General features: G+C 44.4%; 19 protein-coding genes and 1 pseudogene. 10 read left to right on the top strand and 10 right to left on the bottom strand.

Annotated features, from left to right (window positions below):
• Positions 1–191: 191 nt before the first annotated feature.
• Positions 192–770, bottom strand: a complete 579-nt coding sequence (locus tag RIG27_RS22605; RefSeq protein ID WP_446348908.1) for a Uma2 family endonuclease — start codon at positions 768–770, stop codon at positions 192–194.
• A gap of 87 nt (positions 771–857) precedes the next feature.
• Between RIG27_RS22605 and mnmE the strand changes: the two genes are divergently transcribed.
• The 3 genes from mnmE (at position 858) to RIG27_RS22620 (ending at position 5,559) form a co-directional block, all read left to right on the top strand.
• A complete protein-coding gene (gene mnmE / locus RIG27_RS22610) occupies positions 858–2,240 on the top strand; it encodes a tRNA uridine-5-carboxymethylaminomethyl(34) synthesis GTPase MnmE (protein WP_446348910.1) in 1,383 nt (460 codons plus the stop codon).
• Between the two features lie 303 nt (positions 2,241–2,543).
• On the top strand, positions 2,544–5,036 hold the full coding sequence (locus RIG27_RS22615; RefSeq protein WP_446348912.1) for an adenylate/guanylate cyclase domain-containing protein: 2,493 nt from the start codon (positions 2,544–2,546) through the stop codon (positions 5,034–5,036).
• A gap of 382 nt (positions 5,037–5,418) precedes the next feature.
• On the top strand, positions 5,419–5,559 hold the full coding sequence (locus RIG27_RS22620) for a hypothetical protein (RefSeq protein ID WP_446348914.1): 141 nt from the start codon (positions 5,419–5,421) through the stop codon (positions 5,557–5,559).
• Positions 5,560–5,907: 348 nt separating this feature from the next.
• On the opposite strand, the gene RIG27_RS22625 is transcribed toward RIG27_RS22620, so the two are convergent.
• From RIG27_RS22625 to RIG27_RS22650, 6 genes are all read right to left on the bottom strand, one after another.
• On the bottom strand, positions 5,908–6,852 hold the full coding sequence (locus RIG27_RS22625; protein WP_446340916.1) for a diguanylate cyclase: 945 nt from the start codon (positions 6,850–6,852) through the stop codon (positions 5,908–5,910).
• Between the two features lie 217 nt (positions 6,853–7,069).
• A complete protein-coding gene (locus tag RIG27_RS22630; protein WP_446348916.1) occupies positions 7,070–7,717 on the bottom strand; it encodes a hypothetical protein in 648 nt (215 codons plus the stop codon).
• A 52-nt stretch (positions 7,718–7,769) separates the two neighbouring features.
• Positions 7,770–7,925: a hypothetical protein gene (locus RIG27_RS22635; RefSeq protein WP_446348918.1), complete on the bottom strand. Its 156-nt coding sequence runs from the start codon at positions 7,923–7,925 to the stop codon at positions 7,770–7,772.
• The gene (locus tag RIG27_RS22640; protein WP_446348919.1) at positions 7,912–9,981 is read right to left on the bottom strand and encodes an S-layer homology domain-containing protein; all 2,070 of its coding nucleotides are present in this window, start codon (positions 9,979–9,981) and stop codon (positions 7,912–7,914) included. Before RIG27_RS22640 ends, RIG27_RS22635 begins: the two co-directional genes overlap by 14 nt.
• Positions 9,982–10,142: 161 nt before the next feature.
• On the bottom strand, positions 10,143–10,361 hold the full coding sequence (locus RIG27_RS22645; RefSeq protein WP_446340913.1) for a hypothetical protein: 219 nt from the start codon (positions 10,359–10,361) through the stop codon (positions 10,143–10,145).
• Between the two features lie 50 nt (positions 10,362–10,411).
• Positions 10,412–11,020 (bottom strand): hypothetical protein, encoded by a 609-nt coding sequence (locus RIG27_RS22650; RefSeq protein WP_446348926.1) that lies wholly within the window; start codon positions 11,018–11,020, stop codon positions 10,412–10,414.
• A gap of 174 nt (positions 11,021–11,194) precedes the next feature.
• Between RIG27_RS22650 and RIG27_RS22655 the strand changes: the two genes are divergently transcribed.
• Positions 11,195–13,228, top strand: coding sequence for a cation:proton antiporter domain-containing protein (locus tag RIG27_RS22655; protein WP_446348927.1), 2,034 nt, complete (start codon positions 11,195–11,197; stop codon positions 13,226–13,228).
• Between the two features lie 171 nt (positions 13,229–13,399).
• Here RIG27_RS22655 and RIG27_RS22660 read toward each other — a convergent pair whose 3' ends face one another.
• Positions 13,400–13,642 carry a helix-turn-helix domain-containing protein gene (locus RIG27_RS22660; protein WP_446340910.1) on the bottom strand — a complete coding sequence of 81 codons (243 nt, stop codon included), beginning with the start codon at positions 13,640–13,642 and terminating at the stop codon, positions 13,400–13,402.
• A 144-nt stretch (positions 13,643–13,786) separates the two neighbouring features.
• On the opposite strand from RIG27_RS22660, the gene RIG27_RS22665 reads away from it, so the two are divergent.
• The 6 genes and pseudogenes from RIG27_RS22665 to RIG27_RS22690 all read left to right on the top strand — a co-directional run bounded on the left by RIG27_RS22665 (position 13,787) and on the right by RIG27_RS22690 (position 18,918).
• Positions 13,787–14,041 carry a peptide ABC transporter substrate-binding protein gene (locus tag RIG27_RS22665; RefSeq protein ID WP_446348928.1) on the top strand — a complete coding sequence of 85 codons (255 nt, stop codon included), beginning with the start codon at positions 13,787–13,789 and terminating at the stop codon, positions 14,039–14,041.
• A 129-nt stretch (positions 14,042–14,170) separates the two neighbouring features.
• Complete coding sequence (locus tag RIG27_RS22670) at positions 14,171–14,854, top strand: actin-binding WH2 domain-containing protein (RefSeq protein ID WP_446348930.1); 684 nt, start codon at positions 14,171–14,173, stop codon at positions 14,852–14,854.
• Positions 14,855–14,887: 33 nt separating this feature from the next.
• Positions 14,888–15,586, top strand: a complete 699-nt coding sequence (locus RIG27_RS22675; RefSeq protein WP_446348932.1) for a hypothetical protein — start codon at positions 14,888–14,890, stop codon at positions 15,584–15,586.
• A gap of 273 nt (positions 15,587–15,859) precedes the next feature.
• A pseudogene (locus tag RIG27_RS22680) lies at positions 15,860–15,979 on the top strand (tRNA-dihydrouridine synthase); the annotation flags it as partial.
• A gap of 202 nt (positions 15,980–16,181) precedes the next feature.
• Complete coding sequence (locus RIG27_RS22685) at positions 16,182–17,792, top strand: AAA family ATPase (RefSeq protein ID WP_446348934.1); 1,611 nt, start codon at positions 16,182–16,184, stop codon at positions 17,790–17,792.
• 1 nt (position 17,793) lies between these two features.
• Positions 17,794–18,918, top strand: coding sequence for a hypothetical protein (locus RIG27_RS22690; RefSeq protein WP_446348936.1), 1,125 nt, complete (start codon positions 17,794–17,796; stop codon positions 18,916–18,918).
• A 93-nt stretch (positions 18,919–19,011) separates the two neighbouring features.
• Here the strand turns inward: RIG27_RS22690 and crtB are convergent, their stop codons facing one another.
• Complete coding sequence (gene crtB / locus RIG27_RS22695) at positions 19,012–19,938, bottom strand: 15-cis-phytoene synthase CrtB (protein ID WP_446348938.1); 927 nt, start codon at positions 19,936–19,938, stop codon at positions 19,012–19,014.
• Positions 19,939–20,237: 299 nt separating this feature from the next.
• The gene (gene pds, locus RIG27_RS22700; protein WP_446348940.1) at positions 20,238–21,671 is read right to left on the bottom strand and encodes a 15-cis-phytoene desaturase; all 1,434 of its coding nucleotides are present in this window, start codon (positions 21,669–21,671) and stop codon (positions 20,238–20,240) included.
• Between the last annotated feature and the right edge of the window lie 43 nt (positions 21,672–21,714).

Raw genomic sequence — 21,714 nt, forward strand, 5'->3', positions numbered from 1 at the left:
GAGTACCGATGTCGTGAGTTATTTGGTTGATCATTACAAGCTCTTAGGTTTAGTCAAAACTGAGCGCAAGCGGCATCGAGACAATGCCGCTCGCTCAAAAGAAATCTGGGCTTCTTCTGGTTAAGTTGACACCAATGGGCATTGCCGTGCCCCTACAAACCTTCTATCAATAACCCTAATTAGATAAGGATTCAATTCCAAACAATTTGTAAATCTAAAATAAAACCGGGTAAAACATCTTCTCCAGATAACTGGGTCGGATTTTCCAGTATTTCTACCGTTTGTCCTTGGCGATAAATTTCCACCCGACGAGTTGGTCGATAGAGTAACCAACCCAGTCTGACTTGATTATTCATGTATTCCTGCATTTTAGCTTGGGTTTCTGGTAACGTATCGCTGGGTGACATTAACTCCAAAACAAAGTCTGGGGCAATGGGTGGAAACTTTTCTTTCTGTTCCTCTGTCAGTGAATCCCATCGTTCACGTTGAATCCAAGCCACATCGGGAGAACGGTTCGCCCCATTGGGTAGATGAAAACAGGTGGAAGAGTCGAAAACTTCTCCCAGGTTCGTTTGCTCATTCCACAAACAAAATCGAGTGGTTAGCTTGGCATTGCGTTTTCCCGTTTCTCCGCCTGTGGGGGACACGATGATTAATTCTCCTTTCGCATTACGTTCAAATTTTACATCGGGATTGATTCGGCAAAGATGATAAAATTGCTCTTGAGTCAGTTGAAAAATTGGGTTGAAGTTAATCGTAACGGCTGTCATAGCAAGATATAAAAGAATTGATAGAGTTAAAGACTATTTTACGCGATCGCATCCCTGACGAGGAGATGAGGGTAGGGTAAGCAAGCGATGTCTGAACAGTTTGTCCAAGGTGAAACAATAGCCGCGATCGCAACGGCTGTAGTTCCCCAACAAGGGAGTGTGGGGATTGTGCGGGTGTCGGGTGAAAATGCCTTAGAAATCGCCCGTCAACTCTTCCACGCACCAGGGCGTCAACTGTGGCAGACTCACCGCATTCTCTATGGGTATGTGCGTCATCCTCAAACCCAACAGATTGTGGATGAAGCCCTACTCCTCATTATGCAATCCCCTCGCTCTTATACTCGTGAAGATGTCGTGGAGTTCCATTGTCACGGCGGGATTATGCCTGTGCAGCAGGTGTTGCAATTATGCCTAGAATTAGGCGCACGATTAGCCCAACCGGGAGAATTTACCCTGCGAGCATTTTTGAACGGGCGGTTAGATTTAACCCAAGCCGAAAGTATCGCTGACTTAGTGGGTTCTCGTTCCCCCGCCGCCGCCCAAGCTGCATTAGCGGGAATGCAAGGGAAACTGGCTGTACCGATTCGCCAAATCCGGGCGACGTGTTTAGATACTTTGGCAGAAATTGAAGCCCGTATCGACTTTGAGGAGGATTTACCCCCCTTAGATGAAGCCGGAATCATTGCCCAACTTCAACAAGTATTAACGGATATTAAGCAAATTCTCGCCACCGCCGATCGCGGTCAATTATTGCGAACCGGCTTAAACGTCGCCATAGTCGGGCGTCCGAATGTGGGCAAATCCAGCTTATTGAACGCCTGGAGTCGTAGCGATCGCGCGATCGTTACTGATTTACCCGGTACAACTCGTGATGTGGTAGAGTCGCAGTTAGTCGTCGGTGGCATCCCCATACAGGTGCTAGATACCGCCGGAATCCGGGAAACCGTAGATCAAGTCGAGAAAATTGGCGTTGAGCGATCGCGCCGTGCGGCTGAGGCGGCTGATTTAATTGTATTGGTGATTGAAGCCACAGAGGGATGGAGTGCAGACGACCAAGAAATTTATACCCAAGTCAAACACCGTCCCCTAATTTTAGTCATTAATAAAACCGATCTCGCCCCTGCCGATTCTGTCTCCTATCCGGATAGTATTGACCGAGTAATTACAGCCGCCATTACCAAAAATGAAGGCATTGAGGCATTAGAACAAGAGATTCTTGAGGCGGTACAAACGGGAACCCTACACGCCGCTGACTTAGATTTAGCCATTAACCAGCGGCAAGCCGCCGCCTTAACCCAAGCCAAGATAGCGCTGGAACAGGTACAAGAAACCATTACCCAGCAGTTACCCTTAGATTTTTGGACAATTGATTTACGTGGCGCGATTCAAGCCTTGGGTGAAATTACTGGGGAAGAGGTAACGGAATCCGTGCTTGACCGGATTTTTAGTCGCTTTTGTATTGGCAAGTAGCTTTCCTGACGTTACTCGAATTAAGTGGTTTCGTAGTAAAGGCTTTAGCATTTAAATTTTTAATTGAGTTTGACCGGACATGATATAAAAAGCGCAAGGATAATGCCTTTACAGACAGATATTCAGGTATTTTTATAGCGAGAAAGGAGTAACTACTCCCTTAATAATTTAGTCCGCGCAGGCGGACGCAAGTTTGTGTAGGCGTGACTTCCAGTCGCCGGGACAACTGATAGTCACTTTTTTTTCACATTCATCAAGGAACAATAGAGAAGAATCATCATACATATTGCGACGGTGCTAACAATGAACTCTAACGAGATGAGGAATCAAGCCTCCATTACCAGCCCATCCAGGGAATTGAATCCAAACATCAAAGCCCCTGATCCGATTCCGGTAAATAGCGATATAATAAAACTTTTCCCTGAACCCCTTGCCCTGTTGTTACATTCTTCTTTGACCATTTTGGAACCCAGGAACGAGGAATTAGACCAGCCCATCCAACCCCCAAGCGCCACAGGAGGCTTAGGCGAAGCTCAATTTGCCCTCGCCTTCCGCTTGTCTCCCAACGCCATGGCAATCAGCACCCTAGCTGATGGACGCTTGTTGGCGGTCAATGATCGGTTACTTAACCTGGTAGGGTATCAAAAAGACGAACTGATTGGCACAAGCACAGTCGAATTAAAGTTTTGGCTACATCCAGAGGATCGTACTCGCTTTATCCAGCAATTACAAACTCAGGGAACCATTCACAATTATGAATTTGATTTTCGTCTCAAGTCAGGACAGATAAAAACGGGGTTATTATCAGCAAATATTATTAACTTTAGTGGACAAGACTGCTTACTCAGTATCATTAACGACATCACTGAACGCAAGCATGCTGAGGAACAAGTAACACGTCTAGCTAAAATGAGTCAAGCCATTAGTAGTGCGACGGATTTTCAGACGGCATTGGACATCGCCTTACATCAAGTTTGCGAAATTACAGGCTGGAGTTATGGCGAAGTGTGGATTCCCGCGACGGATGGTATGGCATTAGAATGTAGCCATAATTGGTATGGTAAATGTACAGATATCGATTCTCCAGACGCCGCAAGATTCGACCAATTTCGAGAGTACAGTGCTGCCTTAACCATCTTACCTAATGAAGAACTACCTGGACGAGTATGGCATCAAATTCAGCCGGAGTGGGTTGATGATTTAGCGACGTTTCCAGATGACATTTTCCTGAGATTAGAACTCGCGGTTCAATGCGGATTTAACTCAGCATTTGCTGTCCCCATAGTGACACCAAGCGCTGCTCAAGAACCCGTTTCAGTCTTAGCCGTGCTGGTGTTTTTTATGGCAAAAAAATACCCACCCGATCATCATTTCTTTGAGCTCGTCACGGTTATTTCTCATCAGTTAGGTAGTGTGATGCAGCAGAAGAAAGCGGTCACAGAGATACAAGCGCTTTTCGCCGCGATGACGGATGTGGTGCTGGTGATTGATGCCTCAGGACGATGCCTAAAAATTGCCCCCACTAATCCTCTGAGTGACTACAAACCGTCAGCCGAAATCGTGGGTAAAACCTTACATGAACAGTTCCCAGTTAAGCAAGCTGATTTTATTCTCCAAGCGATCCAAGAGGCTCTCTTAACTCAGCAAACCGTGAGTATTGACTATCATTTGACCGTTGCCGGACGAGATAGTTGGTTCGCCGCTAACCTATCACCACTGTCTCATGATAGCGTGATTTGGGCAGCCCGAGATATCAGTGAAAGTAAATTACTCGAACATAAACTGCGAACCTCAGAAAGCAAAATGCGCCTTTTTTTTGAGGCGATGAATGCGATTGTTTTAATTATTGATGTTCAAGATAATACAATCGCAAATATCGAAATAGCGCCGACGAATCCCACCCGCTTCTATGATTTTTACATTGACCCAATTAACCAAACAATCGAATATCTTTTTCAAGATGAAACAGCTCAGGATTGGTTAGATAAAATTCAACAGGCGCTAAACAATCAGCAAACAATCTATTTTGATTACAGTCTCCAAAGTGAAGACAAGACAGTATGGTTTGCCGCCAGTATTTCGGCAATTTCTGACCAATCGATTATTTGGGTAGCGCGTGATATTACCGATCGAAAACAGGCAGAGGCGGCGTTACAGTTAGAGCAAGAAAAGTCCGAGCAGTTATTACTAAATATCTTACCAGAACTGATTGCCCGTCGTCTGAAACAAGATCAGAGGGCGATTGCGGAACATTTTGATCAGGTCACAATTCTGTTTGCCGATATTGTTGGATTTACACCATTATCAGCACGTCTACAACCGATTGAACTGGTAAATATGCTGAATCAAATCTTTTCCACATTTGACCAGCTAGCGGATCAGTATGGGTTGGAGAAGATTAAAACCATTGGTGATGCGTATATGGTTGTTGGCGGTTTACCTCGTCCCCTAGACAATCATGCCACAGCGATCGCGCAGATGGCGTTGGATATGCAACAAGCGATTCATGAGTTCCAAGTGCAACAGGGGGAGTCGTTTGAAATTCGCATTGGGATTAACACCGGATCAGTTGTGGCTGGTGTGATTGGTAGGAAAAAATTTATCTATGATTTATGGGGAGATGCGGTTAATGTCGCCTCTCGCATGGAATCATCAGGAGAACCGGGTAAAATTCAAGTCACCCCTGCTACATACCAACAGTTACAGCACCAGTTTATCTTTGAACAGCGAGGTGCCATCAAAGTTAAGGGGAAAGGTGATATGATTACCTATTGGCTGCTGGGTAGGAGAAAATGATATCAAAAGTGGATTTGGTAGGGTAACATTATTCATCCTTTCTGATCATTTGGGCAATAAGAGGGGCAACTGAGACAATCTGCAACTGAAACCAATTTTCAGCTTTCATTGATATTGTATCCGTAGGAATGAGAAAAAAACCCTCAATCTGGGGTGCATATCAATCTAGGGTTATCGGTTATTGGTTATCGGTTGTCGTCCGTCGTCTGTCGCCTGTAGGGGCGAGTCGCCGCACAAATATGATGATGTGAAGATTAACCTATCTCGACTCGCCCTGTCAAATGTGATGGTGTCAGATAATTAATGATATGTGATTCAGGGTGACGCCAATACAATTAATGGTTTGATTTTGGGTGATGGTTCATGACGATTTTTATTTTAATTGGCGATACCTGATACAGGGCGACCCGATAAGATTTATGGATTGGTTCTGTTATTTTTTGCAGCGGGTCGCCCCTACAATTCCATGAATGCTGATGAACTTAATACAATTAATGACTTGATTTTGGGTGATGGTTCATGACGATTTTTATTTTAATTGGCGATACCTGATACAGGGCGACCCGATAAGATTTATGGATTGGTTCTGTTATTTTTTGCAGCGGGTCGCCCCTACAGTTCCATGAATACTGATTAAATTGATGGGATAGAAATTATCGCGGTTTGGTTATCGGTTGTCGGTTGTCGGTTGTCGGTTGTCGGTTGTCGGTTGTCGTCTGTAGGGGCGAGTCGCCGCACAAATATGATGGTGTGAGGATTAACCTATCTCGACTCGCCCTGTCAAATATGATGGTGTGAGGATTAACCTATCTCGACTCGCCCTGTCAAATGTGGCGGTGTCAGATAATCATGATATGCGATTCAGGGATACCTAATGCAATACAACCCGATTGTATCCCTGACTTTTGGCGTGATAGAGTGCTTTATTCGCTCGTTGAATAATTACCTCGATGTTGGCATCGTCTAATTGATAACTAGCCACACCAACTGTTACCGTCATTTGCACCTGTTTATCGCCAATCCCTATGGTAATTTGTTCCATCCGCTTTCTCAAACGTTCAGCCACACGCACCGCCCCAGTACTATCAGTTTCGGGAAGTAATGTGACAAACTCTTCACCGCTAAATCGTCCACAATAATCTGCCTCACGCAATGAACCAACGATGCTTTTTGCCACACCCTTAAGCACTTCATCTCCCATCGTATGCCCATACTCATCATTGATTTGCTTAAAGTTGTCAATGTCAATCATTAGGATAGACATGAAACGTTTGTAACGAGAAGCTCGATTAAATTCTTGATAGCCAACCGTTAAAAAATGGCGGCGATTCCAGAGTCCAGTCAGGGGATCAGTAATCGCTAATTTTCTCAACAAATTCGTTAATTTGTCGTGTTCTTTAACCAATCGATTCAATTGCTTTTGAGTCTGCTTCAATTCTAAATGGGTTCGGACACGGGCAATAATTTCTGCTGGATTAAAGGGGTGAGTAATTGTATCGGCTGCGCCCTTCTCAAATGCTTCAATCAAATACTCTTGTTCACGAATCGTCCGCATCAGGATAATTGGACTTGTTGTTAGGGGAGGTGGAGACTTAAGATAGTCGCACAACTCTAATCCACTCATTTTGGGCATGGTTAAAGCCATAATAATTAAGTCAGGCTTATCAATGCTTACACGCTCAATCGCATCCTGTCCGTTGCTGACAACAATTGTTTTGTAGCCTTCGGCTTCTAAAATGACATGAAGAATTTGTAAATTATTGGGATTATCATCAACAATCAAAATTAGAAATTTTTCTGGAAAAAATTGTTTCATTGGTCATTATCTCTCACCCTCGGCTATCTTGATATTTTATCGGAGAGTAAGGCAGAATAGTTAATGGAATTGTGACAATAAATGTTGTTCCTTGATTATGACTTATGATGATTGACACTCTAGTGCAAGAAGGCAGAAATAACGCCAACAGCTAATATCTTCGCCAGCTCCCCCAGCTTCATCGTATCGACAAAGCTGCTCAAGTATTTCCGCAGCGCTACACTAGCGGTTGGGCGACTTGTTTGAGTTTCAGATAAAAGTCCGAATCATCAGGCGGTGGCGTAAATTGATCAATGGGGTGGTGACTAGCTTCGCGACGAGACCCATCCACTGGATCAGGAAGACTGGTATGATCGGGAGAAGGTAGGTCTGGAGGTGTGCGATCGCGTTCCCTAACCCGTTCCGTTTCTGGTTCAGGCTGGGCGGGCGTTTGCGGTAAGGCTTCAATGGATTCTGTCGCCGATTCAGTAACAACAAATTCCTCTGACTCCGCCACCGCAACCGTAGAACTTGACTCAAACATATCCGGGAAACTCCCCATTAAGGACATCGATTCGGACGTCGTATCAACGGGGGCGTTCAAATCTTGCGGCAGTTTGCGACAAATCAACCGTTCAAACTCATGATTAAAGCGATAGATAGGCTGTTCTCGTCGCCCCCAAACGGCTAAAATTTGTTCAACCGAAATCGCCTTATACCGTCCCTGATACAAGGCTTCAATGACCGCCAAACGAATCCACTGGGCGGGATAGTCTTCCAACCAAAACTCAACTAATTCTGCCGCAGAATATCCCCTCAGTTCAAATCCATAGTGACTGAGTAACTCTACGGCATAGATAATGGCTGAATCTATCTCATTGGTCATTCGTTATTGGTCATTGGTCATTTTTCATTTGTCATTTGTCTTTTGTCTTTTGTCATTGGTCCTTTTTCTTTGGACATTTGTTATTTGCTCCCCAATCTCCCCCAGCTTCCCCACCAGCTTCCCCAGCTCCCTCAGCTTCCCCAGCTTCCCCAGCTCCCTCAGCTTCCCCAGCTTCCCCAGCTTCCCCAGCTCCCTCATTCTTGAACAATATACGGGGAATTGATAGCATTGACACGCCCTCGTTGCACTAAGGCTTGATACAGAAACGCCGTAGCATCGGCGCGGGTGGCGGCTTTTTTTGGGTTTAACCAGGTGGGTTTGGGATAATTGACGATAATCCCGGCTTGAGTAGCTGCGGCTACAGCAGATTGGGCGTAAATGGGAATATTATCTTGATCCTGATAAATTTCCAAGGGGTTTCCCTCTGCCTCAGGTAACGACAGCCCCTGGACTAAGGAGACAATCAACTCAACCCGCCGTAAACTTTGTTGAGGGTGAAAGGTTTGGTCGGGGAAGCCGGAAAGGAAGCCACCGCGATAGGCTTGGCTAATTACGGCTGACGCCCAGAAGTTGGCGGGAACATCGCTAAATTGAGTGGCGGGGCGGATGGGTGTGGGATTAAAGACTTTCACCACTAACGCCGCATATTGCGCCCGATTTAAGGGGGCATCCGGTTTAAAGCTACCATCGGCAAAGCCGCTAATTAAGTTTAATCCGGCGAGAGGGCGAATAAAATCAGCCGCCCAATGATTTTGAATATCGGTAAACGAGGGAACATACCCCTCCGGGTTAACAATATAAGGGGATGAGATAGCCGAGGCTTCGCCAGTTGAAACTAACGCCTGGTAAATTAAGGCAGCGACTTCGGCGCGGCTAATCGGTTGCATCGGGGCAAGTTCTTGAGGGCGGGGATAATTCACCACCAATTGCCGTTGTGTCGCCGTAGCAATGGCATCTGTAGCATAGCTGGGAATCTGGGCGCGATCGCGGTAAAACAAAAGTAGGTTGCCATTCCCACTCCCTAATCCCAACCCATTCACCACCGAAACCAGCGCCTGGGTTCGGGTCAGATTTTGTTGGGGGCGAAATGTGCCATCAGGAAATCCCGAAATAAATCCCATACTCGCCGCCTTACGAATCGCCGCCGCCGCCCAAAAATTCTCCGCCACATCGCGAAATGATCCCGATGTCGCCCCTACCTGGCGGGGTAAGTTAAACGTTTGGGCAATAATCGCCGCATACTGGGCGCGGGTAATATTCGCTTCTGGCTTAAATGTGCCATCGGGAAAACCACTAATTAACTCCCGTTTAACTAATTCCTGAATAAACCGACTTGCCCAATGATTGCCCAAATCACTAAACTGAATCGGACCCAGGGCTGATGCGGGAACCTCTGCCGAACTCAAGGTAACGGCACCGGAAATACGGGCAGGATTTAACCAGTTGCCCACAGAAACCAAGGTCAATGACGTACTATTTTGTAAATCAACATCCCCATTATCTTGTAAGATATTCCCGGCTGGGTCTTGGCGACTGCCTAAATTGGGTTGGGCAGACCCATTGACAATTAGCCCGCCATTGGTATTTTTTTCAATCCGGTTACGGCGCAGAACGGGTTTAGCTTGGCGAGAGAGAACAATTCCTGCCTTATTATTAATTAACGTATTATCAGCAATTAACGGAGCCGCATTATCGCTCAGGGCAATACCATACCCCGTCCGTTGGCAGCGATTGCGCCGCAGTTCCCCTTTGGCATTTCGCACCAGGAAGATACCACTAGAGGCATTTTCGCTTAATTCATTATCCATAATCAGCGGTTTTGCCGTCCCCGTGACAAAAATCCCCTCACGACCACAACGGGTTAAAGTCGTATTCGCGATAATCGGGGCGCTGGATTCAATCCAAATCCCGGTTCCCTTCGCCACAGGATTCGTCACCGTCACCCCGCGCAGTTCAGCTTGAGAATCGGCTCTAACGGTAATAGATTGACTGCCAAAACTGGGGCTATTATAATCACCACTACCCACCAGGATAATATCCTTACCTTTACTCGACTCGTCACCAATAACAATAATCCCCGACGGAATCACAATCGGGAATCGCTCCCCATTCGCTGCATTGTACATCCCCGATGCCAAGAGAATCATGGTGTCAGCCTTAGCTTGTCCGATGGCGTGGGTTAAGGTACGGAAGGGATCATCCGCAGAGCCGGTATTCGTATTCTGACCCGTTGTTGGGTTGACATAGAGAATAGATTGAACCATTCGATAAAGTCGCCTATAGTCATCTTTTGTGTTTGACTTCTCCTCGGCATAAATGACCGAGGATTCTCAAAGGATACTTCTTCAGGGGGTTGAAACACCGTTCCTAGAGTGTCTTTTGAGAGTTCCAGATAAATAATCTGGATGGCGCAGTCAATGACGCCCTACAAACCTTGGCTAAGTTTAACCTTAGCTGTATCTCTACTGTTCTGGTATATATTAGCCGCGCCGTTTCCATCGGCATTGATAATATACCCAGGGGCAGTCCGAAACATTCCGCGCTTTACCCGTTTCCCACTCGATTTCCACCCTTTCGGCTTGTTGCCAAATACAGGTAGAAAATCATTATCCAGAAAACATATCCAACCTACTTGCGTTGACATGCTCCCGTTCGAGTCGCCCTTTACTCAATTTCCTGTATCAAAATGTAGGTTTACTGGATAGCCTGAAACGGCATAGCTAAAACTGCCAAAATCCGGCTCACCTCATTAATAAAATAGTCGCGTTTATCAATAAAAACAGTCTGATCGCGTAACTGCAGAAATTTCCACTCCGTTCCCGTAGTTACCGCCCCAGAAATACTCTCCATCGGTTCCTCGTTGCTTTGATTAAACAATTGAGCCGCAATCATTTCAGCAATACACTGCGCTAAACCCGACTTAATATTTTCATTCTTAGCTTCAACCAGGGTAAGCACAGGAGTCCGAATTTCATAAGAGTCTGGGGAAGCCGTCAGAATATAATCACAATATCCATTCAAACCAGCGCTAGGAGCCACATTGAACTCCGACCCCGAGAAAAAGCCAATTTTAAACCCAAAGTGTCGCCGCACCTCCAAAAGCACAGGAGTAATAATTAACTCAGCCCGTGCCTTTTCGGTATTGATAGCCGTCGCCAGCGAAACATTTTCGGTTAACGTCATTTGCAGATACTCACTGGGCAGCAGTTCAGGAATGCCCGCAAATAAGTTATCAGGTTCTTCCAGACTTAACCCAAATGATTCTCTAATGTGAGCCAAAGTTTTGAAGTCACTATATGCCATAGTAATTCTCCTTTTTCATTCATCCTTTATTAAGTAGCCAACCATGTTATTCCTCACCTAATCCATTTCATCAAGAATCATTCATAATTCAGATAGGGCAGGTTTAGGGACATCAGGGTCACCAAAAACCTTAGTCGTGGAACCCGCCCCTAAACCCTCAAAACATCCTCCTCTATGATGTATCCTACCTTAACGGCGGTTGCTTTATTCTCAAGTCCAATTACTGACCCTGTTGCCGTCTTCTTAACCATTTTGGCAATTATGTTAGTCGCGCCACTCCTGTTTGAACGGTTGCGACTTCCGGGTATTGTCGGCTTAATTCTGGCGGGTGTGATAGTTGGACCCAATGTCTTGGGGTTATTAGAACGGGATAGTACTATCATCCTCTTGGGAACAGTAGGACTGTTATTTTTAATGTTCATGGCGGGACTCGAAACCAGCCTGGATGACCTAAAATATAACGCCGATAAAGCCGCAATTTTTGGGTTAGCCACATTCTCTTTACCCATGATTCTGGGTACAGTGGCAATGTTACTCCTGGGATATAGTTGGCTAGCCTCCATTCTAGTCGCGTCCTGTTTTGCCACCCATACACTTTTGGCATTACCTATCCTCACCAAGTTGGGATTAATGCGGACACAAACCGTAACCACAACCTTGGGCGGAACATTAATTACTAATGTTTTGGGACTCTTAGTTCTGGCGGTAGTCGTGAAAGCCGATGGCGGAAATCTGACCCTAGGATTCTGGTTGTTTCTGATTCCCGCCCTCACTATCTATACAGTAGCGACATTATGGGGCGTTCCTAAACTGGGGCGCTGGTTCTTTCGCCAATTTGGACATGATGAAGGGGCGGAGTTTATTTTTGTCCTCGCCACGTTGTTTGTGGTGTCTTACGCGGCGGGTTTAATTGAAATTGAACCGATTATTGGCGCATTTTTAGCCGGAATTGCGATTACCCAAATTATTCCTCAATTGAGTCCGTTAATGAATCGAATTCAGTTTATTGGCAATACCTTATTTGTGCCATTCTTTTTGATTTCCGTGGGAATGTTAATTGACCCGTTAATTTTAGTCAAGCAGCCGAAATCAATCTTGGTGGCGTTGGTGATGATTGGCGCGGAAATGGTGAGTAAGTTTGGCGCGGCTTGGATACCGGGTAAGCTGTTTGGGTTTCAATTTCCTAGTATTATGGTCATGTTTGGGTTGTCCATGGCACAGGCGGCGTCTACCTTGGCAGCGATTACAGTAGCTTATGAAATTAAACTGGTGGATCAGTTAACCGTAAATGGGATAATTGCGATGATTTTAGTCACCTGTGTCGCGTCTCCTTGGATTACCGAACGCTGGGGAAAACAGGTGAAACCTCACGGACAACAGGAGGGAGGAAATCAAGGAAAACCGCCATCGTTGGCAAAGCGGGTTTTAGTTCCGGTGGCGAATCCCAAGACGGAAGATAATTTATTACAATTGGCATTAATTTTGGCAAAAACAGCCAAGGGAACCTTACTTCCGCTGCATGTTTTATCGGATAAAACCGGACTCATTTCCCCAGAGGCGAAAATGCTACAAACCCAGCTTTTAGCGGCGGCGGAACGAATTGCCCATGCAGCCGTAACTAAAGTAGAACCGATTGGGCGGGTGGATGATACGATTGACCGAGGGATTACCCGCACGGCAGCCGAACGAGAGGCGACGTTGATTATTTGCGGCTGGAAGGGGTATTCCACGACTCGTGAGAGCTTTTTTGGCAGTGTGATTGATAATGTTATCTGGCGCTCTCAGGTTCCGGTATTAATTGCCCGATTTTCGCAGCCGATTGAGAATACCGCACGAGTGGTGTTGGCGGCGACGGATCAAGAGACGGTATCGGTAACCTTTAAACCGACGGTGATGTTGGCGCAAACCTTAGCAGGGGCGTTGAAAGCGACGTTTCGATTGGTGATTGTGGTGACGGGAGTGGGTGAGTTTGACTGTCAGCCAAGGGAGTGGGGGTTGGCAAGTACGAGTGGGTTGGTACAGGTGCGGGGGAATTTTGTACAGAATGTGTCGCGGATGGTGCAACGTCATGATTTACTGATTTTGACGGCGAGTACCCATCCTAGTTACCTTTTGGCGATTCCTACATTGGGGGGAGAACCAGAGGCGATCGCACGAACCCAGCAAGACACCTCTATCATTGTCGTACATTTTCCCATGACTAGCTGAAGGAGAACGTTTTGATTGTGTAGGGGCGGGTTTGACGGCTATCGTTGCTTTCCTCACCTAGATGTAACTCGCGCCCGCCCTGACTCCTGCACAATGTTCACCCTAGCCTGCTTGGGTTGGGTTTCCTTTCGTCAACCCAACCTACTCTATCGTCATTGATAAAAAATAGTCCTACTCTTCCTCCTTATCCACTAAATCGCCGAGATAGAGTTCAATGAACATCTCGGCGGCGACGGGATTGATTGTATTCAGCGCTTTGACAATATCCGCAACGGTTTCGGCTGTTGGGTCTATTTTTTCATGAAACCAACGAAACACTTTATTTCGCTCAATCCCTAAAGCTACCGCCAATTTATTTTGGCTGATTTTATAGGATTCCAGCGTCTGTTTGAGGGCTTGTCCTGCTCTTCCCATGCTTCTGTCGCGCTTACCTTGTCCTGCGGACAATCGTGTCAGAGGAGCATGACCTCGTAAATGTTGCCAAGTATGGTAACGTCTGCTAATCTTTTAAGTGTTACCAAGTTTGATAACATATTTAGCCACAATTAGGTGAATCCAATGTCTCAAGAATTTGTTCCAAATAACCTAGAAAAAGTACCTCCCGCCCCATCAGCGACGCCAGAATCTACCGCTAGCCGTGAACCTGTAAAAATCTCGATTATTGGCTCTCGTCGAGGCGTCAAAAGTATCATTCACACGTTGTACCGCCTCCAGTTTGCTGAAGTGACAGCGTGGAGTCCCTTACAACCGACAGGTAAACCGGGTGAATTTGTGAGTATGCTGATTCGGCAAATTTCTTTTCGTTCCGAGTAACAAGAGTCTGATTGACCCGTAGCTGTAGAGGCGAGTTTGTGTAACCACTTGTCCGCAAAACTCGCTCTCCCTGCGCTCCTGCTATAGTCGAGGAATGTAGAGATTCGACTTGTATACCCGGAGGACAGGATGAATCACTTTTCCAGTTTGATGTCTTTTTTACGCGATCGCAAGGCATTTTTAACCGAGGTTGAGAAGGAAATCGGACTCGACCGTAAAATTGTTTCATTATTAGTGTGTAGTGCCTCCTTTCTGGCGTTGTACGGCTTGGTGATTGGGGCGTCGAGTCATTGGCTTCAGGCGATTAGTTCAGCGATTAAGTTGCCGGGTCTTTATTTAATCACACTGCTGGTATGTCTGCCCAGTTTATATATTTTCGAGGTGGTGACGGGTTCACAGCGCAACTTTCGCCAATATTTGGTGTTGCTTTTAGCCACCACGTCAGTGATCAGTGTCATGCTTTTGGCGTTTGTTCCCGTGGTCTTGTTTTTCCTGCTCTCGGTGAATGATTACAATTTCTTTAAGTTACTCAATGTCGTCATTTTTGCCTTAACTGGCGTGATCGGTGTCCAGTTTTTCTATCAAAGCATGAAATCACTGCATTCTCATTCTCAAGATACGGATAAATCCCGTAATTTGAAGGTTGTGCAAGCTTGGTTATTTTTATACGGCTTTGTTGGCAGTCAGTTGGGTTGGTCACTGCGACCCTTTTTTGGTAATCCAGGAAAAGACTTTGCGCTGTTTCGTCCCTTAGAGAGTAATTTCTATGTGCATATTTTAAAAACGCTGACTCACGCTCTAGGATTAAACTAAGCCGAATAATTTTATCATCCAGGAGATACGTTCATGCTAAATGATGTAGCAGAATTGCCGATTACTCCAGCGGAATTAGAGCAAAGCGGGGGTTTAGATCTAAGTGCGGGACTGGTGACAACGGTTTACCGTGGGGTATTTTGGCGAAATCCGCAACATCTGCGATCGCTCCTGTTTATTGAGGTCTTTAGTTTAGGTCTAATTCTGATTTTTGTTATGCCTGTGGGGTTTCTGGCGGTGAAGCGATCGGGGAGTTTGCCAAGTGATGGGGCGGACATTGCCAATTTATTTCTATTATTTTTGGCGGGATCAGTCTTAATTTTGGCATTGGGAAATATTTGGCTTGTGAATCAGGCAAAACGCTGGAAATCTGTAGCTAAGTTGTTACGGCAAGTGGATAAGTACAATCGTGTAGTTAAATCCCTAGCCATGCTGAATCAACTGAGTCGGACTGAAAATAATCTGCATGGGGATAACTCGTTAGAAGGTGAAAAGGTATTGAAGGCTTTGCGGGTGACAAAAAACAGTTTACTGCAAGCAATTAAGATAGAAATTATTCGCACGAAACAAGGGGTGATCGCACGACCAGATGAATTGATGGTTACATTAGAGAATAATTTAACCAGTTTGGTTGCGGGAGAACTTGATCCGCCAACAGATCAGTATGGTTATTTGCTCGATGAAGCGCTGCAAATTGCGATGAGTGTGGAGCAACAAATGCGAGATTTGTAAGTCGAGATAAAATCATGAAATAAATTTATTGTCTTTACGCTAAAGTAAGTCTTTGAACCCGTTTTCAGTAAGCCCTAACACCAGCCAACCAGCCAAGAACTCAAGTTCTTGGCTAAAAGCTCAAGTCGTCTAAAGACGACTCAAACTCTTATCCAGTCAGCCTGAGGATGTCAACCTTGCGATCGCATCGTGTAATTCCGCAATCTATTGGCTTACCCCACCCAGATGCAACTCAACCCGCCCTGATCGATGTGTAGCGGTGGTTAAAATGCTGTAACCGTCAAGCATTGCATTGGTATCGATGAGTGCGATCGCTACGAGGACATGGCAAACTTTGTCCCTATTGTCTCAGAAGCTGGATGTCAGCAATTTAGCGTACAGGCGTGGAAGGCGGGCTATAGGGATTAAGTCCCATTTTGTGTCAACGGTAGGTGTTTTATGGTTTAAGCGATCAAGTATTTTAGTTGATATGTTAAGCTATAGTTTGCCCACATTATACTCAAAATGATCAACACTAAGACAACCCCTATTTTTTATAAATAAAGAGATAGTCGATTGGTCTACAAGGCATTTTAAATACTTTCAAGAGGCATAAATGTATTCCATCAGAATTAAAAATCTACGTTGTTTATCTGATACTGGTTTTATTCAGATAAAGCCTATTACTGTTCTGCTTGGACAAAATAGCTCAGGCAAGAGTACTTTTCTTCGTGTTTTACCTTTACTTAAGCAAAGTGTTGAATCTAGAACAACAGGTCCAATTCTATGGAATGGTCATCTAGTGGATTTTGGCGTATATGAAGATGCACATAGAAAAAATGCACAACAAGGTATTTTATTTTCATTTAAATTTCAATCTGATTTGTTTTATCCTTACACTAGATCTAAGTTAGTTTACACCAAAGAATATTTAGAGTCCATTGAAATTCGCATTGATTTAGAAATTTTTAAAATCAATGAAACAAATAAACCTAGAAGATTATCTATCTTTTTTGCAGATTCAACTATTGAAATAGAATTTGGAGAGCATGAATATTTGTCTAAATTTTATGTAAACAATGAGAACTTTTTAAAGGCAGAAACTAAGTATAGATATCAACAATTAAGCAACAGCTATATTTTGCCAATCATTACTGAATACCAATCCGAAATAGATTCTGCTTCGGAGGAAATAGAAAGTCTACCTATTTACATTAGAGGACGCTTGCCGAGGTTTCGCAAAATCCCGGATATGCTCATAAAGGAAACTAAGAGAATAGCTGATCCCCGTACTTCTGAAAAAACCATCAAGAAAATGGCACGTTCGTTTGGTCTGGGAAGTTCTGAAGAAATGTTAAAAGACATTCAGGATAATCAATATGCTAAAAACTCTTGGAAAACTAAAACTAAAAACTGGACAATAGATACTGAAATTTTTAAAAGATTAAGGAATCTGATAATTGCTAATGCAGTGCCACTTATTATTGAGGATTGTGATAGTATTATAGGAAAAATTTCAAGGCAGATTAGATATATGGGTCCAGTACGAGCTATAGCGGAACGTTATTACCGCACTCAAGATCTAGCAGTCGATGAAGTAGACTATCAAGGACGTAATCTATCCATGTTCTTGCGAAATCTAACAGAATCAGAAATGAAAAACTTTGCCGACTGGACTTTTCGGAATTTTGGATTTAAGCCGTCAATTAAGTCTAGCCTTGGTCATATTTCTATAGAAATAATTCCTAGAGATTCAGATAAACCCGTAAATGTCGCGGATACTGGCTTTGGTTTTTCTCAACTTCTTCCTATAATTACTCAACTCTGGCTGCTGTGTGAAGCTCCAGAACGTCGCGCAGAAGGCAATCTACGCCGACAAGCAAGACAAGCAAGTCAAACTCCTGTGGTATTTGCTATAGAACAGCCTGAGTTGCATCTTCATCCTCGTTTGCAGGGAATCCTAACAGATGTGTTGGTTGCTTCGGTTAAAGCCGCTAAGGATAAAAATATAAATTTTCGTTTGGTAATTGAAACCCATAGTGAAGTATTAGTAAACAGACTAGGGCATTTAGTTGCTGACAAAAAAATTAATGCTGAGGATATAAACATTGTTTTGTTTGAGCCATCTAACGATAACGAATCAATAATAACAAGAACTTCTAAATTTGATTCAGATGGCTATCTTATTGATTGGCCCCTAGGTTTCTTTGAGATGGAATTTGAATAAAATGCTGATTGATATCCATAGTTCTTTGGTCAGCCAAGATGAACAACAAAATACTTGGTCTGATGACATAATTAAAGCCCTTGAAATGCTTGCACTTGCACAAAAAGAGGGTAAACATGCAGTAATTTCTAATCGACCCACTTTAGATAAAATTAGGAAATGTCCACATTTATCTTTATCAGATAGAGCTGTATACAACAAAGCATTTAATAATTTCACAAAGTTTCAGTCATATCGTTCTACGGTAACTAAGTACATTGAAATTAACAATCAGTATAAAACACAACAGATTTGCTCTGACTCGGGTAAAACAGTTATTAAAATTCCTCCAAAATTTTTCAATGATTCCGAAATAATACAGAAGACTATACTGCTGTGTGAAAATACTCATGATGCAGTTTTGTATGAAACAATCGCTAAGGTTTACCTGATATGGAACAATATAAAAATACAATTAGCTTGTGAGCATAGAGGGGGCGGGGGAAGTACAATTGCCACTGAGTACAGCAAAATCAAGCAAAACCAAAACCGTTTTTGTCTCTGCCTAGTGGATAGTGATCAATTCGCTCCAAATGGTAGTCTCGGTGATACTGCTAAATTAATTAAAAATCAAGCTAATTCCAATAAAATTAATGCTGGATTTATAATTTTAGATGTACGCGAAATAGAAAATTTAATACCTATCTCCATTTTATCTGATTTACCTGAATTATCACAAAGTAAAGAAAGACAAGCAGCATTAAAAGTATTAGAGGAGATTAAAAATAATGATTTAAGATTATTTTTAGATATCAAAGAAGGTGTAATACTACAAAATATAATTAGTAAAACTGATGCTAATGTATGTAAATTCTGGCAAAACAGTATTCCTAATGAACCTAATATTTTAGGTAGAATTGATATTCATTGTCTTAGTGATTGGGTCTGCAATTCAAGTAGTCAATGTACTTGCCATGTGTCTTTGGGTTTGGGAAAGAATATATTAGATAACACTATTAGCTGGCTTGAGAAAAAGTCGCTACATAAAGTTGCCAATATGGTTGAGCCATCGTTACGTTCGCAATGGGAGAATCTGGGACAGGAGATTACCAATTGGTGTTTTGCACATAAGCCAATTCGTGCTTAATTGGATAAACATGAAGATAGTGTTCTGGGCGCACGTCGGTGCGCCCCTACCAGGAACTCATGAAAAAGCCAAATGACGAATGACCAATGACAATTAAAGCGCCTGCGCCCTTAACCACGCTACTGGTAAATAAAGCAACTTCCGCCCCTTAGACACATAAGCCCGTTGCGTAAATACATCATAATTATTATGCTCAATGACATCTAAAATCCCCTGATACAGCATTGTAGCCGCCCAGACGGGCCAACGCGCATCCCGACTCAGTGCCCCAATACCCTTTTCTGCATAAGTATAAAACTTACGCGCCCGTTGAATTTGGAAGCGCATTAATTCCTGCCAGCGCTCGTCCACAACTCCCTTAAATAAATCTTCTTCAGTATAATTAAATAGCGCTAATTCATCTAATGGCAAGTAAATTCGACCCCGTTGAGCATCCTCGCCAACATCGCGGAGGATATTGGTCAACTGTTTAGCAATCCCTAACGCGATCGCTTCCTCTACCGGATTCGTCCCAAACTTACTATTCCAGGGCGTTTGACTCCAATCCAAGTCAAATCCTAGCACCGGACTGGTCATTAATCCCACCGTACCCGCCACACGATAGCAGTATAGCTGAAGTTCTTCAAAGGTTTCATAACGGCTGCGGAATAAGTCCATCCGCTGACCCGCGATCATATCCCGAAACGGTTGAATATCCATCGGGAATCGTTGCAACGTATCCACTAACGCCACATCCGCGTCCTCGATCGGCTGTCCCGCAAAAACAGATTCTAACTGCTGTTCCCAGCGATCCAAGGTTTCCGGCGTGGTTAAACGGGCTTGGGGACCATCCACCAGTTCATCGGTTCGCCGACACCAGAAATAGATTGCCCATATAGCACGACGCTTTTGTTCTGGCATAAGTAAGGTAGCCAGATAAAACGTCTTGGCATATTTTGCTGTAATCTGACGACAGATTTCATAAGCCTCAGATTCAGGAACCAGCTTTCTCATGGGCGGAGATTTAGGCAATTGAAGCATTCGTTGCAGGTAATTCGGTTAGGGGCTTGCGGAGTAGATCCTGGATTAAGTCATAGCAGTTAACCGTCAAAAGAAGTCAAAAGAATGGTACTGACTCCTATAGTCGAGAAACATGTTTCCCAGAACCCAAGCTCAAGTACGCTAAAATTTAGCGGGTCAGTCTTAGAACCCAGTTCAACGGAACGCCAGCTTCCAGCCCATAGACAAAAAACAGCTTCTCGCCGATTTTAGTTCCAGGGCTTTAGCTGGGATAGTTACGGTAAAGACGGATAGTGGGGTTAGGATAATGAATTTTTCTCTTAACCCGCCCCGACAACCTCTTTACTGTCCACCTGCTTAAACACCCTTTGACTTGACCCTCCCGACTCAGGATGCCTGACAATCACCTGCGATGTCAGCTTACCAGAAAGTACGGCACCCTCCATACTGGCAAGGTAACGTTGCATGGTGTAATCGCCAGTCAAGTAAAAATTGGCAATGGGCGTTTCTTGGGAGGGGCGATGGGCTTGTCGTCCCGGAATGGCTTTGTAAACTGAACGTGGGGTTTTGACGATGTGATACTTGAGCAACTGGGCAGGGGTATCACTATCAAAATGTTTGGGGAAGAGTTTCTTGAGTTCTTCCATCGTCGCCTCGACAATATCCTGATCCGATTTACCAATCCAATCTTTAGCCGGGGCGAGGACTAACTCCAACATCGAACGGTCAGGGTTGGCATATTCCCGACAGGTATTGCTCATGTCAGCATACACTGACAAAAGGGGCGATCGCGAAAATAGTAGATGGTCAATATCTGTTAGTTTCCGGTCAAACCACAAATGCAGGTTAATCACCGGAACCCCTTCTAACCCCTCTAGCTTATTGAAAAATTCCATCTCTCGCCAAGGTTGAGGCATGATTAATTTTAAGGGATCGACAGGCATTGCTGATACATAAGCATCCGCTGTCAGCACTTCGTCCCCATGTTCACCCCGAATCAAAAATCCCTGTACCGTCTGATCCGGATTGAGTAAAAATTCCTTCACCGGAACATTTAATCGCACTTCTCCACCCCTTGCGGTAATGTAGTCTACCAAGGGTTGACAGAGGCGCTCCGTCGGGGAACCATCCAGGAATGCCATTTTCGACCCATTCTTTTCCTGAAGAAAGCGATTCAGCGCCGTCAACACCACGGTTGCCGAAATTTCATCAGGGTTGATAAAATTCAGGGCTTTCGCCATGGCGATAAAGACTTGCTTTTCTACCCGTGGCGGTATAGTTTGGCGCTGTAACCACTCGGAGAAGGAATACTTGTCCATCTGTTCGACATACTTCTGACCATTGATAATGGCGGGAATCAAACCCAAGCCAAACCGGATCTTCTCCGACCAGGTCAGCATATCGTTATTCCGCAGAATCGCAATAATTCCGTTAATCGGTGCCGGTAAATCCGGGAAATCAAACCGAGAGTAGGTACCCGGTTTCTCTGGCTGATTGAAAATCATGGTGTGGTCTTTCCACTGTAGCCGATCCTCAATATCTAGCTCCTTAAACAGCCGTAGCATATTGGGATAGGCACCGAAGAAGATATGTAACCCGGTTTCGTACCAATCCCCGTCTTCGTCTTGCCAAGCGGCAACTTTTCCGCCGAGAACGTCCCGACGTTCTAGAACAATAGGGGTGTGACCTGCATCCGTTAGATATTTGGCACAGGAAAGTCCAGCTAAACCCGCTCCAGCGATCGCAACTCGCATCTGATAGTAATACTCTTTAATTAGGTGCTTGTCGGTGTACTCT

The sequence above is a fragment of the Coleofasciculus sp. F4-SAH-05 genome (assembly GCF_040222985.1).
GTDB lineage: Bacteria > Cyanobacteriota > Cyanobacteriia > Cyanobacteriales > Coleofasciculaceae > Coleofasciculus > Coleofasciculus chthonoplastes.

What these genes read in the sequence shown, in the direction of transcription:
- RIG27_RS22605 (WP_446348908.1), bottom strand. Translation starts at nt 770, where the DNA reads ATGACAGCCGTTACGATTAACTTCAACCCAATTTTTCAACTGACTCAA.
- mnmE (WP_446348910.1), top strand. Translation starts at nt 858, where the DNA reads ATGTCTGAACAGTTTGTCCAAGGTGAAACAATAGCCGCGATCGCAACG.
- RIG27_RS22615 (WP_446348912.1), top strand. Translation starts at nt 2,544, where the DNA reads ATGAACTCTAACGAGATGAGGAATCAAGCCTCCATTACCAGCCCATCC.
- RIG27_RS22625 (WP_446340916.1), bottom strand. Translation starts at nt 6,852, where the DNA reads ATGAAACAATTTTTTCCAGAAAAATTTCTAATTTTGATTGTTGATGAT.
- RIG27_RS22630 (WP_446348916.1), bottom strand. Translation starts at nt 7,717, where the DNA reads ATGACCAATGAGATAGATTCAGCCATTATCTATGCCGTAGAGTTACTC.
- RIG27_RS22640 (WP_446348919.1), bottom strand. Translation starts at nt 9,981, where the DNA reads ATGGTTCAATCTATTCTCTATGTCAACCCAACAACGGGTCAGAATACG.
- RIG27_RS22645 (WP_446340913.1), bottom strand. Translation starts at nt 10,361, where the DNA reads ATGTCAACGCAAGTAGGTTGGATATGTTTTCTGGATAATGATTTTCTA.
- RIG27_RS22650 (WP_446348926.1), bottom strand. Translation starts at nt 11,020, where the DNA reads ATGGCATATAGTGACTTCAAAACTTTGGCTCACATTAGAGAATCATTT.
- RIG27_RS22655 (WP_446348927.1), top strand. Translation starts at nt 11,195, where the DNA reads ATGATGTATCCTACCTTAACGGCGGTTGCTTTATTCTCAAGTCCAATT.
- RIG27_RS22660 (WP_446340910.1), bottom strand. Translation starts at nt 13,642, where the DNA reads ATGGGAAGAGCAGGACAAGCCCTCAAACAGACGCTGGAATCCTATAAA.
- RIG27_RS22665 (WP_446348928.1), top strand. Translation starts at nt 13,787, where the DNA reads ATGTCTCAAGAATTTGTTCCAAATAACCTAGAAAAAGTACCTCCCGCC.
- RIG27_RS22670 (WP_446348930.1), top strand. Translation starts at nt 14,171, where the DNA reads ATGAATCACTTTTCCAGTTTGATGTCTTTTTTACGCGATCGCAAGGCA.
- RIG27_RS22675 (WP_446348932.1), top strand. Translation starts at nt 14,888, where the DNA reads ATGCTAAATGATGTAGCAGAATTGCCGATTACTCCAGCGGAATTAGAG.
- RIG27_RS22685 (WP_446348934.1), top strand. Translation starts at nt 16,182, where the DNA reads ATGTATTCCATCAGAATTAAAAATCTACGTTGTTTATCTGATACTGGT.
- RIG27_RS22690 (WP_446348936.1), top strand. Translation starts at nt 17,794, where the DNA reads ATGCTGATTGATATCCATAGTTCTTTGGTCAGCCAAGATGAACAACAA.
- crtB (WP_446348938.1), bottom strand. Translation starts at nt 19,938, where the DNA reads ATGCTTCAATTGCCTAAATCTCCGCCCATGAGAAAGCTGGTTCCTGAA.
- pds (WP_446348940.1), bottom strand. Translation starts at nt 21,671, where the DNA reads ATGCGAGTTGCGATCGCTGGAGCGGGTTTAGCTGGACTTTCCTGTGCC.